Below are 14,255 nucleotides of genomic sequence, written 5' to 3'. Positions count from 1 at the left end.
GCGGCGCCGTGGTCAGTAGGAGATCAGTCCTTCGATATGCCGTGCGCGGATCTCCGCCTTGACCGTGCTGAACTCGCCCTGCAACGGACTGCTGGTCGCCTTCAGGTGTTTCTCGAGCCGCGTGGTGAGATCGCCGACGTTTCGGAACCGCCTCTGGCGGGCCAGCTTCCTGATCTCCGCGGCCATCTTGGTCGATGCCTTGAAGTACTTCGAGAACATGCGGTCCTCTTCGCTCTGCCGGTTCACCTCGATGAACTTCGGCAACGGAATGTTCTCGGTGAAGTGGTGCTTGGGCGCCATGGTCGGCGGCCTTTCCTTCCACGTGTTCCCGGACTTGTAGTGGTAGTTCCACCTGGTCATGACGTTCTCCGGGAAGAACTCGTGCGGATTGCTGCGGAACTTGACCCGGACCGTGTACCAGATCGCCTTGCCCGCCGCCGACCTCGCCGTGTTCGCTTCGTCCTCGACGCCGTAGTGGAATCGCGTGTTGATGTCGCCCGGCGCCGGTACGAGGTTCGATCCGGATGCCAGACCGCCCAGCTTGAAGGGCAGGAGGTGCATCTTGACGAAATGGTTCGGGGCCTGGGAAAGGGCTTGGCTCCACCCGACGGGGTTGGGTGGCTTCTTGTTGTGCAAGCCTGCCGGTTGCCCCTTCGGAATGCCCTGTTGCAGGTAGTAGGCCTTGAAGTTCCGTGCCCGCACGTTGTCCACGAACGGCGGGAACACCGCGGGCGGGATGTCGTTGTTGTTGCTGGTGTCGCGTTCTTCGAGGAGGCGGGCGAGTTTGACCATCGCCGCCTGGAGTCGCTTGTACTGCCAGGACCGGATGTTCGTGGGGATCGGACGGCTGCCGTAGTTGGCGGTCGTGTACCGGGGCGACATGCCGTTCTGCATTCCGTCGACGCTCTGAGCCAGTGCGTCCGCCTTGTTGAGGGCGGTCGTCTGGGCGTTCTTCTCGGTACCGGCGGGCATCGTCGCGATGTCCGACTGCCAGTCGGCGAAGAACGCGCTCATCGCCTGCTGCACACTGCGCACCACGAGGTCGGCGCTCTGCGTACGGCCGTTGAACAGCAGGGTGTGCCGCTCGCCGTCGGCCGTGCGGAAGCGCACCTGGGGCAGCGGCGGCGCCTGCTGTTGCCTGGTCTCCTCGCGCCGCCTGTCGTTGTCGCGGCGCCGCTTGCGGTCCCTGTCACGTGTGCGGTCCCGATCGTGCCGGCGCCGCCATCGGTCGCGCAGTCGGCGCAGCCGGTCGTTCAGCCGGTTGCCGAGCCGGCGGCGGGCCTTCCCGTAGAGCTTGCGCGCCGCCCGGCGGGCGCGGTTGACGGCCGCCTTGACCGTCTGGCGGGTGCGCCGGAGCGGGCTGCGGCGAGGCCGGTCACCGGGCTGACGGTCCCGGTCGAGCGAGCGGCGGTCGGGCGTGCTGTCGGTGTCCCGGCGGCGCTCGTCGGGGCGCCGCCTGTCGGCGGTGCGGCGGTCGCCGGGGCGCGTGTCACGGGCGTCGCGGTCACGGCCGTCCCTACGGTCGGCGCCGGGCCGGCGCCGGTCGCGGAGAGTGTCCCGGGCCGGGCCGCTGCGGTCGGTCTCGCGGCGGCGCTCGTCCCTGTCGTCGTCGCGCAGCCTGCGCTCGGCGTCCCGTGCCCGGCGCCTGGCCGCGTTCACCTCGCGGCCCTCCGCGCGGCGTTCGTCGTCGTCCCGGCGCTTCTTCGGGCGGGTGGCGTGCGAGGGGCGCGGCTTCTTGTCCGGGGAGGAGCGCTTGCCGGGGCGGGGCTTGGGCGAGGGCCGGGAGGTCTTGTCGGACGAGGGCTTGCGCGGGGTGGCGCGGTCGGCCGGCTTGTCCGTGTCGGTGTCGTCGTCCTTGGGCCTGTCGTGCTTCGGCTTGTCGTCGTCGGGCTTGCCCGGTGCCTCCGGGCGGTCCGGTCCGGGCTTGTCCTTCTTCGTGCGGAGCTTCTTCATCATGTCGCCGAGCCGGTCGGCGACCTTGCCCATGAAACGGCCCACGCCCTCGACCAGGAACGTGTAGACCAGCTCGAGCAGGGCGACGACACCGGCGGCGACCGCCTTCGCGAACGGCAGCGCACCGTTGCCGCTCTTGACGGACTTGAGGAAGTCCATGAACAGGCCGAAGGCGGCGAGGATCTCGCTGAGGGCGCCCCACGCGGTCTGGAGGGCGTCGATGATCGCCATGACCCAGCCGGCGCCGGGGATGAGCTTGGCGACGACCTTCTCGACGACCATCACGCCGATGATGACCGGGAGTTGGGGAAGGGCCTCGTCCCAGGCCATCTGCGCCATCTGCTCGACCGTGACGCCGCCGGAGATCAGCTCCTGGAAGTCCTCCATGGGGATGCCGATGATCTCCTGGACCTTCTGGTTGAACCAGGCCCGGACGGCGGTCTTGACCTCCTCGAAGAGGTGCTCCTTCGCACCCGTCTCCGCGGCGGCACCGGCCTTGCTGATCCAGTCGCCCGGGTCGGAGACGATGTCGTTGAAGATGGCCGCCCACTCGCCGAGCGCGGCGACGGCCGCGGCGCCGAACTCCAGCGCGCCGACGGTGACCGTCTCGGCGATGTCGACCGCCGCCAGCAGGCCGCCCTCCAGAGCGTCGAGCCCGGCCAGCAGCGCCCCGCACAGGCCGTCCAGGAGCTTGCCCGCGACCTCCTTCAGCGCGTCCGCGGCCTCGTTGACCTTCTGCACGGCCCAGTCACGGGCGCCGTCGATGGTGTTGCGCCACTTGTCGCGCATCGCCGGGTAGTCGGCGAGGAGTTCGTCGCCGAGGGCGATCAGCGCGTCGGCGAAGGTGTTGATCTGGTCGATGACCCAGTTGCGGGCGTCGTCGATGAGCTTGAAGACCTGCTGCTTGAACTTGTCGATGAGGTCGGTGACGACCTGGCGGGCCTTCTCGAACACGCTCTTGATGGCGTTCTTGAGGGTCTCGAAGAACTCCTTCAGCTTCTCGATGGCCTCTTCGAGCCAGTTGTCGGCGTCGTCCTTGCCGTCCTCCTGCTTCTTCTCCGCCTCCTTCTCGGCGCCCGTCTGCTCGTCGTCGATCTTCTTGTTGTCGTCCTCGGTCCGCTTGTCGACGTCCTTGTCGGTGTCCTCCTCCTTCTTCTTGATGTCGTCGCGGACCTTGTCGTACTTCTTGCCCTTCTTGCCGTCGATCTCCGAGACCTTGTCGTCCTGCTCCTTGCGCCACCGGTCCCGGGAGTCGGCGATGTCGGAGCGGCCCTTGTCGCGGGTGTCGGACTGCTTCTTGCCGCTGGCGGTGACCTCCTTCTGGAGGTCCCGGTCGTGCTGCTCGCGGTCGTCGGCCGCCTTCTTGTCCTTGGTCTGCCGCTCCTCGCCCATCTTCTGGCGGCCCTGGGAGAAGCCCGCCTGGATCTGCGGGCCCCGGTCGTGCTCGGCGACCGCGGAGGCCGACTCGATCGGCACGCCGCCGGACACCGAGCGCGTGCCGCCGCCCTTCGCGCCCTTCTTCCCGCCGGCCACCTTGCCGGTCAGGGTCTCCTTGGGCACGTCGGGGTAGATCTGGTCCTCGCCCATCGGGCGGGCGGCGTCCTCGCGCCCCGACCGGTGCAGTTCGTCCTTCCGCTCGTCGAGCTTCCTGCCCTGCTCGTCGGTGCGCTGCGGGTCGGAGTCGTTCTCCAGCGGAAGCCGCGGGGCGTCGCCCACACGTGCGTTCCGCAGACCCTCGTCCTCGGTCGGCAGGCCCAGGATGGAGTCGATCAGGTCGTCGAGCGGCAGGATCTCCTTCAGGAGCTTGCCGAACAGCTGGGCGCCGATGGTGACGGCGATGTCCCACCAGCTCGGCTCCGGTACGTTCGCGCCCGGAACCTCGCCCTGCGGCTTCTGCTCGCCCTTGATCTCGGGCGTCTTGCCCTGGGCCGCGTCCGTACGGGCGACCTTGGCGTTCGTGTACGTGCCCGGGGCCGCCGCCCGCGGGCCGCCGGGGACCGTGCGCGGGGAGCCGGAGGGCCGCTGCATCTTCGGCGGCGCCTTGCGCAGGTTGGTGCGCTCCTTGTCGACCGAGCGGCCGACCGCGCTGTCGACACCCTTGAGCGTCTCCAGGGCCTGGTGCGGCTTGAGCCCCGCGGCCGTCGACAGGCCGGACTCGGGGGTGGCGTTGGAAACGTCCGGGGGCGGGGTCTCCTTCTTGGCCCCGGCCTTGGAGCCGCCGGACGCGGCGGGGCGGCCTCCGCCACCGGCCCGGCCGCCGGAGCGAACGGCTGCGGGCGCCGGGGACTTGCGGCCGCCGCCTCCACCGCCACCACCGCCGCCACGGCGCGACGCGGTCTTCGCGGCCTTTCGTGCCGCCTGGCGCTTGCTGCCGGCCGGGCGCGAGCGCGAGCCCGTGGCACCGCCGGAGCCCGGGGACTCCGCGCTCCGGGAGGTGTTGGTCTTCGCCTCCGGGCCCGCGGCCATGGGTGAAGGCCCGTTGCCCGGTGCCAGTTTCGGCGCGCTCGCTGGTCCCGGCGTGGAGACCTTGTCCGGGCCGCTCGCCGTGCCGGGAGTGGTGGCCGGGCCCTTGCCTTCGGTGGTCTCCTGGCCACCGGCGGTCGTGTCAGGTGCGGGAGACGTGTTCCCCTGGTCACCGGCGGTGTCGCGTGGACCGGTCGACGCGCCGTCGGGCTTGTCGGCCTGCACGTCCTTGCCCCTGCCCTTGTCCGCTCCGGAGTCCCCCTCCTTGCCGCCACTGCGGTCGGGAGCTCCGGCTTCCGGTTTCCGGGCGGCACTCTGGCTCTGGCTCACGCCGTCCGTCCCGGCCCCGGTGCCCGACGGTGAACCGGCGCTCTGCGTACGGGCGTCCTCGTTCGCCTTGGCCAGCCGGTCGGGTGCGGCCGCCTCACCGGACTGCGGCGCCTCGCCCGACGTGGCGCCGTCGGCGGCCCGGGCCTCCTCGTCGCGCCGTCGGGCGTCGGCGTCCTGGGCGCGGTCCTCCGCCTGCTGCCGGTCCCGGTCGCCACCGGCCGCGGCAACGGCACGGGCGGCCCCGGTGTCCGCCCCCGCCGCCTCGGTGGGCCCGTCGGCCTCGGGCCGCTGCCCCGAGCCCGGTCCGAAGGTGACGGCGTCCGAAACCTCGTCACCCGCCGTCGTCTCCTCGGCGGACGACGGAGCGTCCTGACCGGTCCCGGGCCGTTCGTCCTGCCGCGCACCGTCCGACACCGAGGCGACGTCCGTGGAGGGAAGCGGGGGCCGGGGAGCCGTGCCCTTCTGCCGTTCCTCGACGAGGCTCGCGTTCCTGGCCGCGTCGGTGTGCCCGAGGAGGTCGGCTTCCGATGGGGGTGCATCCTCGGAAGCCGGCGCCTCGTCCGTCCGAGCGGGCTCATCAACCTCGTCCTGCTCGGACTCAGGTTCGAGTCCCAACGGCTCGTCGTCGGCGTCCTGTTCGTTGTCCGGGTCGCCCACCGCACGGGCCGGTCCGGTGCCTCCGCCGGTCCGGGACCTCTCGCCGGGCTCTGCTCCGCTGCGGTCGACGGTGCCCGGGGCGGGGGCCCGGCGGCGGGTCGCCTCGGCCGGAGCCTCGTCCTCGCGCCGTTCCTGTTCGCCGGCCTGCTTCTCGGGCTCCTGGGCCGCCTCGTCCTCGGGGCCGCCCTGGTCCTCCTCGGTGTCACGCTCGTCCTGCTTGTCCTGGTCCTGCTGGTCGCGTTCGGTGTCCGAGGTGTCCTTGCGTTCGTCGGCGGCGTCCTCCTCGGCGTCCCGGCCGGAGGCGTCCTTGTCGTCCTGCTGCTCCTGCGAGCGCTCCTGCTCCTCCTCGGTGCCCTTCTGCTGCCGCCCGGCCGCGCCGGCGCCGCCCTGGGCGTTCTCCCGGTCGGCCTCTGCGGAGGCGGACTCGCCGTCCTGGCTCCCGGCCTCCTCTTCCAGGTCGCCGCCGGGCGTGGGCCGGCCGTCCTGCGGTTTCCCGCCGGGCTCGCCGGGCTGGTTCGGCCGTGCGTCCTGTCCGGGGGCGGGCTCGGTCCCGGAGTCCTCGCGAGCGCGCTCCGCCTCGATCTCCTCCGTCGCGCCGGGCAGCGCGTGGGGAGCCACCGCGGCGTCCAGCGGCAGCGGGCCCGCGTCCTGGGTCTCCTCCACGCTCTCCAGGAGCCGGTCCACGACCGGCGCGGGCAGCCGCAGCTCAAGCCGGTCCAGGACACTGTCCTGCACCTCGGGTGCCATGCGGGCGAGTTGGACGCGCACGCGGCCCGACCGGTCCTCCGGGTCGCCGCGCAGCGAACGCAGCAGGCCGCCCGCGATGCGGTCGACGAGGGTCGCCGGGTCCAGCTGCTCCATGCGGCGGCGGTCGGCGTCGGCGGTCGCGTAGCGGAGCCAGCCGGGGGTGGCCTGCCCCTCCTCGACGTCCGGAGCCGCTTCGGCCGCGCCGGGACCCGTGTCGCGCACCAGGTCCTGCGCCGCCGTCTCCGCCTCCCGCTCGATGGCCTGCTGCGGCAGGCTCACCGCGCCCAGTTCCCGTCCGGCCCGCAACGCACCGAGGCCGTGCGGGTTCTGGACGGTGTGCAGGAGCTCGTGGGCGAGCAGTCGGCGGCCCTCGTCCGTGCCGGGCCGGTACGCCCCCTCGCGGAAGAGGATGTCCTGGCCGACGGCGACCGCGTCCGCCCCGAGCAGCTCGGCCAGCCGGCCGGCGTCCCGGCCGGTGTGCAGGCGTACGCGGCTCAGGTCGTGCCCGAGGCGCTCCTCCAGCTCCCGCCGTACGCCCGGGTCGAGCGGCTGGCCCGCGCCGCTGACGATGTCCCTGGGCTCGGGGGCGCGGGACCTGGCCGCCCGTTCCTTGCGCTTGCGGCGGCGCTGCTCGGCGGACTGCTCCGAACGACCGTCCTGGGTACGGGAGTCGCTCACGGGGTCACCTCCCCGCGGCCACTCAGGCCCTCGTGCACGGCACGCGCCAGTTCCTGGCCGAGCCGACGCGCGGACAGCCCGGCGGGCAGCGGCGGCAGGCCGGACAGGACGTCGGCCGTCCACGGTCCGTCGGCGGGCACGCCGCGCTCACGGACCAGCCGGGTCAGCTCGTGTTCGAAGGCGGCCGCCACCCGGTCGGGGTCGGCGCGGAAGCCGTCGAGGACCAGCTCGCCTATGTCCACGCGGATCTCGCGCGGGGCCGGGCCCCCCGCGGTCCCGCCGCTCTGCGTCACACCCATCCGCGGACCTCCGTCGGCGTCAAGGAGCGTTCCAGCTTGAGGTATTCGGTGCGGGCCGCGGCGAGCATGTGCCGCATCTGCAACGCCTCGCCCTCCTCCGCGGCGAGGAACGCCCCGGACAGGGCGATGTTGCGGATCGAGCCGCCCGCCACCGTCAGCCGCGCGAGCAGCTCCGGGTCGATGTCCTTCACCGGCGCCTGCGGCGGCAACACGCGACGCCAGATCTCGGCGCGCTCGTGCTCGGCCGGGAAGGGGAAGTCGACGACGAAACGGATGCGCCGCAGGAAGGCGTTGTCCAGGGCCTTCTTCATGTTGGTGGTGAGGATGGCGAGGCCGCGGTAGGCCTCCATCCGCATGAGCAGGTAGCTGACCTCGAGGTTGGCGTAGCGGTCATGGCTGTCCTTGACCTCGCTGCGCTTGCCGAACAGGGCGTCGGCCTCGTCGAACAGCAGGAGGGCACCGCCGCGTTCGGCGGCGTCGAAGACCCGGCGGAGGTTCTTCTCGGTCTCGCCGATGTACTTGCTGACGACCTGGGAGAGGTCGACGACGAACAGGTCGAGGCCCAGCTCCTTCGCCATCACCTCGGCGGCCAGGGTCTTGCCGGTGCCGGAGCCGCCCGCGAAGAGCGCGGTGACGCCGAGGCCCCGGCGCAGGGTCGCGCCGAAGCCCCACTCCTGGTGCACCACCGACCTCTGCCGTACGTGGGCGACGATCTCGCGCAGCACGCCCGTCTGCCGCTCGTGCAGCACGAGGTCCTTCCACCCGGCCTGCGGTTCGATGCGACGGCCGAGTTCGTCCATGCCGATGCGGGCCTCGTCCATACCGGCCCGCCAGGCGAGACCGGCGGCGTCGAGCTCCTCCTCGTGGGGCAGTTCACGCCGTACGGTCGCGGCGGCGGACCGCACGACGTGCGGCGGCAGCTGGAACTGGGCGATCAGCGACCGCAGTTCGCCCTCCTCCAGGTCGGCGACGTCGCTGAACGCATCGACCCACAGCGCCAGTTGCTCCTCGTCGCCGAGGCCCGGCACGGTCACCCGGGTGCCGTGCGGACGGTCCGTGCGGCGCGGGTCGGCGCTCGAGACGACGACCGGAACGGCGGCCCCGACGAGGAACGCCTCGGTGGCCGCCTGCTGCTCCCGGTCGGGTTCGCCGAACTCCACGAGCAGGGCGGCGGGCAGCAGGATCGCCTCGCGCTGCCACAGCCGGGCGAACCGGTCGCGCTCGGCGGGGTCGACGGGGATGTCCTCGGCGCTCATCGTGTACAGCCCGAGCCCGGCGCGGGCGGCGGCCGCGGCGGCGATGTCGGCGCGACTGCGCAGATCGCCGCCGACGAGTTCGACGAGCAGCGGCGCGTCGGGGCGGGCACCGTCCGTCCAGCCGCCCGCGACCCGGCTCGCGGCCAGGTCGTACGACGGCGGCAGCCGGTCCGGCACGGGAGTGCGGAGCGCCTGGCCGTGCAGCCTGGCGTCCAGGTAGGGCGAGCCGAGGAGGAAGTGCAGGATGCGTTCGTCTAGCCGGAGCCGGGTGGTCGTCAGCCGTGACGCGTCGTCCGGTTCCAGGATCCGCCAGCGCCGCAGCGGCGACACGGGCGGCAGCGCGCTCCAGTGCGGCTCGTCCAGAGCGGCCAGGGCGAGGGAGAACGTCGGGTGGGCCCGCTCCGGGTCGCCGCAGGCGGCGGCGCAGCGCGCGGCGGCGGTGGGCTCCAGCTCCTGCGCGGCCGTGAGCAGGACGAGGTCCCGCTCGAACGCGGTGAGCCCGAAGCAGGCGACCAGCGCGTCGAGGGGGGCGGTGCCGGGGCCGTCTGCGGGCTCGGGCACGGGGGCCGGCGCCTGGTGTTCCTCGGCCTTCGTGCCGCGCAGCGCGTGAGCGTCGACGCGGGCCAGGACACGCCGGATCTCCGCCGTGAGCGTGGTGCCGTCGCCCAGGGCGGCTGCGGTTCCGCTCTGCGCCGCGGCCGTCGCGTGCGTTCCCATGTCCTCACCTGCCCCCGTCGTTCCCATGTGCCTCAGTTCTCCGTGCCCTCACTGCCGTCCGTGTGCGCTGCCCCGTCCCCGTCCTTGTTCCTGGACGCCGGTGGCGTCCGCGCGGACTTGGCGGCCGTCTTCTTCGCGCTCCTGGCCGGCTGTGCCGCCTTACGGTTCCGGGCCGTCTTCGCGGGCGCCTTCGCCTCGGTCCTGGCCACGGCCTTCGTGGGCGGCTCGGCGGGCTGCTCGGCCTCTTTCGAGGGTGGCGGGGCCGGCTCTTCCCGGACCGGGCCGGGTGACGGCACCGGGCCGGGTGACGGCGCTCCCGGCGCCCCGAACGGCAGCACCCGTACCTCCGGCCGTTCCACCGGCTTCGCCGGCACCGGCGTCTCGCGCCCGTCGATGAGGACCAGCACGGCCTGGTAGACGACCGACAGCGCGTACGGCGTCTGGTGCAGCATCCCCCACAGCTTGGACGTCTCGTCGATGTCCATCGCCGTCGGAGTGAACCGCACCCGCTGCACCGCCTCGGCCAGGTCGCTGCCGTTCAAGTGGGGCCGCCGGCCGGCGAGTTCGATGATGTCCCGGGGCAGCACGGGTATCTCGTGCAGGGTGCGCACCACCGAGCCGATCAGCCGCTGCCCGACCAGCTCGGCCTCCTCGCCGTACGCGCTGATCAGGTAGTGCAGGTCGAGCGCGGCGGCAGGCCTGCGGACCAGGGTGCCGTCGGACGCCCGGGTCGGCAGGTCGTTGTTGCGCTGCGAGGTGTTGGGCGTGACCTGATAGAGGAAGACCGTGATGGTCGGTTCGAGCGGCGGGTCCACCGGCGGCCTGCGCGGCTCGACCTTGACCGCGATGTCGATGTCCGGCGGCAGGTTGGCCTCGATCAGCAGGGCGAGGGCCTGGGTGACGTGGGCGAGGGCAAGTGCGTTGCTCATGGCGTCAGTTCCTCGGTCCCTCTCCTCGTCGTCCCGCTTCTCGCAGCCGACCGGCGTGCTTCTCGTCGTTCCGCTTCTCGTCGTACGTCCGCCCGCCGGCGCCCGCTCACTCGCGCCCCCTGGCCAGGTAGTCCGTCAGGCTGACGGTGGCCCCCGGCCGCTCCGTCCGCCGGGGCCGGGGCGTGCCGCCGCCCTGCGGCGCGCCGCCCGCGGTCACCTCCAGCCGTCCGATCTGCACCTGCACGACCCGCTCGGCCGGTCGCCCCGGGCGCCGGGCCGCGACCTGCCGGACGGCGTCCCGGGCGGCCGCCGTGTCCGCCACGCTGGGGAGCAGCGGGGCGGACACGGCGGGGGGAGCGGCGTCCGCACCAGGGGGGGTTGGTGCGGACGCCGCGCTCAGGGGGGCCGCCCCCTCCGGACGGCCTCGGACAGCCGCGCGGCGCGCGGTGTCGGGGACCGGCCGCAGCGCGGGGCGGACCGGTGCGGCGGGACGCAGCAGCGGCTCCCCGGTCTCGTCCCTCCGGGCCGGACGAGTCGCGGGCTCGGCGGGCGCGGGGGCCTGCTCGGTCCGTACGACCGTCCGCTCCCGTTCCGTACGGACGACCTCGCGGGCCGCCGGGCGCGCCGGGTCCGGCCGGGCTCCCGGCGCCGGGGCGGCGACGGGCCACAGCGGCTCGGCGTCGTCCGGGCCCGGTGCGGTGGCCCGGACCGCCTCGGTCCGTTCGAACGGCCCGGCCAGCCGCGGCCGTACCCGCACCACGCCGGGGCGCTGCGCGGCGGGCGCCGCGTGCCGGGCGAGCAGCCGGTCGAGGAAGTCGGGCTCCGGCCGCCCTCGCGAGGTGGACTCAGACATCCGCACACAGCTCCAGGTAGTAGCGGCGCCGCAGCGGGCTGAGCGCCAGGATCTCCGGCTCGCTCCAGCCGTACGCGGTGGCGAGCAGATGGACGTCGAGCAGGAGGTCCCGGGCCCAGGCGTCCAGTTCGGTCCACAGGTAGGAGGCGATGTCCAGCTCGGCGCGGGTGCCCTCCCCGCATTCGGGGCAGGCGACGGTGAGCGTGACGTCGCCGCCAGGGTCGGCCGCCTGGGCCGCCTCGGCGATCCGGCGCTGCACGGCGGCGGGCAGCGCGTCCGCGGACACGGACCGCCCGTCGCGTACGGCGTCGGTCACGCACCTCGCCAGCAGGGCCCGGCGCGGGTCGGCCGCGCCGGCCGCCGCCGTCAGGTCGGCGACGCCGGGCACCCGGAACTCGACCTCCCAGCCGTCCTCGGCGATCCGCACCAGCGGTTCGCCGCGGTCGGCCAGGGTCCGGGCGAACTCCCCGGCGTCCAGCTCGAATTCCATGTCCGCGCCGCACGCCCCGCACTCCAGGCGCACCTGCATCCGCTCGCCGAACAGGGCCCGGCGCAGGGTGAACAGATCCGCCTCGCGCTCCCCCACCGGCAGCTCCAGCAGGCGCTCCCGGTCACCGCCCAGCTCGGGCCGCGCGGCCCCGTGCAGCAGCAGAGCGCGCCCGGCCGGCCCCTGGGCCACCCCGCTCTCCCAGGTGGCCAGGACGTCGGCCGCCCGCGTGATGGCCATGCCTCCCCCAGTACCCGTGTCTCAGCAGTTTCGGGTGCGCCCCCGATGGGGCGCGGGGAACTGCGCGACCAGCCCCCACGAACCGCAGACGAACGACGACCCACCCCCCGCGGCGCGCCCCAGCGGAGCGCTACGCCGGGTTCAGGAACGAGGGTTCCTCCGGCTCCGGCACCTCGTAGTCCCGCTCCCAGCCCTCGCACTCGAGCTTCAGGGACTGGATGGCCACCGCGTTGGCGTTGGCGTCCAGTTCACCGAGGACCTGGTACTCGCTGGGCCAGGTCCGGTACAGCTTGTGGGAGACGGCGACCTGGCCCGCCTCGTTGAGGACCTGGATCACGATGTCCTTGCGGAAGTCCGCGAGGGACACCTCGGAGCCGAGGCCCGCGCCGACCTGCCAGACCTTGTTGGCCCAGCGGTCGAACTCGGGGTCGTGGGTGACGCCGCGTTCCAGGGTGATGCCCTCGAACTCGGAGCGGCCCGGCGACTTGCGCGGGGAGGAGGGGTCGCCTCCGTGCCGGTGCTTGACGACCTCGGTGGTCCGCTTCAGCGGACTGACCTTGCTGATGCCGGCGACCGTCCGACCGTCCCACAGGACCAGGAACTTGAAGTTCTTGTACGGGTCGAAGCGATGGGCGTTGACCGTGAACTCTGCCATCGAAAATGTCCTCAGGGGTTCCTTGGAGCAGTTCCTTCGAGCGTTCCCTAGAGCGCGAACTGCCCTGACGTCTGCTGGATCTTGACGATCACGAACTCGGCCGGGCGGACCGGCGCGATGCCGACCAGGACGTTGACGACGCCGTTCTCGATGTCCTCGGTGGTCGTGGTGTCGCTGTCGCACTTGACGAAGTAGGCCTCGCGGGGCGTGCCGCCCTTGAAGGCGCCCTGGCGGAACAGCGTGTGCAGGTAGGAGGAGGCGGCGAGCCTGATCTGCTGCCACAGGTTCTCGTCGTTGGGCTCGAACACCACCCACTGCAGTCCCCGCTGGAGGCTCTCCTCGACGTGCAGCGCGAGCCGCCGGACGGGCACGTACTTCCACTCGCTGTCGAGGGCGTCGGAGCCCTCCAGGGTGCGGGCGCCCCAGACCACGGGGCCGGTCACCGGGAACGTGCGCAGGCAGTTGACGCCCAGCGGGTTGAGCAGGCCGGTCTCGCGGTCGGTCAGGTCGACCGCGAGCGAGTGCACGCCGGCGAGCCGGGCCTCGGTGCCGGCCGGGGCCTTCCACACGCCGCGCTCGGAGTCCGTACGGGCGATGACGCCCGCGACGGCGCCGGACGGCGGGAAGGAGCGCAGCCGTCCCGTGAGCGGGTCGGTGAGCTTCAGGTGTGGGAAGTACAGGCCGGCGTGGTTGCCGCGCACGGCGTCGAAGGCGGCGAGCCCGGCGCGGGCGGTGTCGACGCTGACCCAGGTGCCGGGCGCGTCGACGAGGAGGAAGATCCGCCGCTCCTGGCACAGGCGCTGGGCGGCGGAGACCACGGTGAGGGCGTCCTCGGTCTTCTCGTACGCCGCGAGTTCGGGCAGCGCGAGCAGGTTGACGTCGGCGACGCCGCGCAGCGCCTGGATGCCGGACTTGTCGGCCTCGGAGCCGATGAGGTCGCGCGGGCCGGGCGCCTCTCCGTCCTCGCCGCCCTCCAGCGGGAAGACGGGCGGGTTGACCGAGGCCTCCAGGCCCAGGTCGTTGGCGCACTCGCCGAGGAAGCGGACGACGTCGTCGGGGTCGGTGGAGCCCGCGACGACCTGGACGCGGCGGCCGAAGGCGGTGACCTCGGCGCCGGCGAAGGCATGCTTGCCGGGCGCGTCGGGCAGGGCGCGCAGCTTGCGCTCCAGCAGCAGCGCCAGCTCGGCGACGGAGGACGGGGACTCGCCGTCGCAGTCGGGGTCGTAGAGGGTGAACTCCCGCTCGACGTCGCCGATCTTGACGGTGAGGTCGACGGCGAGGTCGGGCAGTTCGTGCCCGAACGGCTTGGAGACGGTGCCCGACGGATCGGGCCGGCCCTCGCCGACGACCTCGACGCGGATCAGCCGGGAACCGGCGTTGACGACGGTCTGCACGAACCGGCCGCCGGCCGGGTCGGTCGACAGGCCGGTGAAGCTCTCGCGGGCCTCGCCCTTGGCGTCGAAGACGCGCAGGTTGAAGGTCTCGTCGGGGCAGGGCGTGTCGTGGTCGACGGCGACCCGCAGCCCGTTGCCCCACACGCCGGGTTCCTTGGCGTGCACCGCGAGGACGTCGCACTCGCTGTGGTTCTCGGTGGACTCCAGCGTGACGCAGGCGGCCCGGCCGCTGCCGGCCTTGGCGACCCGGACGATCACGGCGACGGTGCCGCCGTTGCCGAAGAACTGGTGAACGGCGTAGCCGACGGCGCTCTGGGCGCTCAGTCCCCCGAAGCGGCGCTCGAACTCCGTGAAGCTGGTGACGCGCACCGGCTCGTTCAGCGGGCCGCGGCGGGTGTGGCCCACGAAGGCGGTCACCGACGTGGTCAGGGTCGAGATGGTGCGGGTGCTGCTGGGAAGCTCTTCGACGTAGACACCGGGATACGTCGGCTTGGCGGCGCTCACTGCACTCATCGGCATTCCCCCTCCTATCCCTGTCTCGGGCACCCGAGGAAGGCACCAAGAGGCGGTGAGGGAGGGACGTGACAGCCGTGCGCG

General features: G+C 73.0%; 8 protein-coding genes. All 8 read right to left on the bottom strand.

Features of this window, described 5'->3' with window-relative positions; genetic code table 11:
- Positions 1-12: 12 nt before the first annotated feature.
- A complete protein-coding gene (locus tag IE153_RS14745; RefSeq protein WP_189590156.1) occupies positions 13-6,828 on the bottom strand; it encodes an eCIS core domain-containing protein in 6,816 nt (2,271 codons plus the stop codon).
- Entirely contained in the window at positions 6,825-7,127 is a 303-nt protein-coding gene (locus IE153_RS14740) for a hypothetical protein (protein ID WP_189590155.1), read from the bottom strand. Before IE153_RS14740 ends, IE153_RS14745 begins: the two co-directional genes overlap by 4 nt.
- Positions 7,118-9,100, bottom strand: coding sequence for an ATP-binding protein (locus IE153_RS14735; RefSeq protein ID WP_189590154.1), 1,983 nt, complete (start codon positions 9,098-9,100; stop codon positions 7,118-7,120). The genes IE153_RS14740 and IE153_RS14735 overlap by 10 nt, the downstream gene beginning before the upstream one ends.
- A 32-nt stretch (positions 9,101-9,132) precedes the next feature.
- Positions 9,133-10,029, bottom strand: coding sequence for a Pvc16 family protein (locus IE153_RS14730; protein ID WP_189590153.1), 897 nt, complete (start codon positions 10,027-10,029; stop codon positions 9,133-9,135).
- A 106-nt stretch (positions 10,030-10,135) separates the two neighbouring features.
- A complete protein-coding gene (locus tag IE153_RS14725) occupies positions 10,136-10,882 on the bottom strand; it encodes a hypothetical protein (protein WP_189590152.1) in 747 nt (248 codons plus the stop codon).
- The gene (locus IE153_RS14720) at positions 10,875-11,609 is read right to left on the bottom strand and encodes a T4 family baseplate hub assembly chaperone (protein WP_189590151.1); all 735 of its coding nucleotides are present in this window, start codon (positions 11,607-11,609) and stop codon (positions 10,875-10,877) included. Before IE153_RS14720 ends, IE153_RS14725 begins: the two co-directional genes overlap by 8 nt.
- 130 nt (positions 11,610-11,739) lie before the next feature.
- Entirely contained in the window at positions 11,740-12,264 is a 525-nt protein-coding gene (locus IE153_RS14715; RefSeq protein ID WP_067023001.1) for a phage tail protein, read from the bottom strand.
- A gap of 47 nt (positions 12,265-12,311) precedes the next feature.
- A complete protein-coding gene (locus tag IE153_RS14710; protein ID WP_189590150.1) occupies positions 12,312-14,177 on the bottom strand; it encodes a phage tail sheath subtilisin-like domain-containing protein in 1,866 nt (621 codons plus the stop codon).
- Between the last annotated feature and the right edge of the window lie 78 nt (positions 14,178-14,255).

It is taken from the genome of Streptomyces massasporeus (genome assembly GCF_014648995.1).
Classification (GTDB): domain Bacteria; phylum Actinomycetota; class Actinomycetes; order Streptomycetales; family Streptomycetaceae; genus Streptomyces; species Streptomyces massasporeus.
This window is presented reverse-complemented; position numbering and strand designations above follow the sequence as displayed.

Bases quoted from the DNA above. Each gene is read 5' to 3' on its own strand.
- IE153_RS14740 (WP_189590155.1), bottom strand. From the start codon at position 7,127: ATGGGTGTGACGCAGAGCGGCGGGACCGCGGGGGGCCCGGCCCCGCGC.
- IE153_RS14735 (WP_189590154.1), bottom strand. From the start codon at position 9,100: ATGGGAACGCACGCGACGGCCGCGGCGCAGAGCGGAACCGCAGCCGCC.
- IE153_RS14730 (WP_189590153.1), bottom strand. From the start codon at position 10,029: ATGAGCAACGCACTTGCCCTCGCCCACGTCACCCAGGCCCTCGCCCTG.
- IE153_RS14725 (WP_189590152.1), bottom strand. From the start codon at position 10,882: ATGTCTGAGTCCACCTCGCGAGGGCGGCCGGAGCCCGACTTCCTCGAC.
- IE153_RS14720 (WP_189590151.1), bottom strand. From the start codon at position 11,609: ATGGCCATCACGCGGGCGGCCGACGTCCTGGCCACCTGGGAGAGCGGG.
- IE153_RS14715 (WP_067023001.1), bottom strand. From the start codon at position 12,264: ATGGCAGAGTTCACGGTCAACGCCCATCGCTTCGACCCGTACAAGAAC.
- IE153_RS14710 (WP_189590150.1), bottom strand. From the start codon at position 14,177: ATGCCGATGAGTGCAGTGAGCGCCGCCAAGCCGACGTATCCCGGTGTC.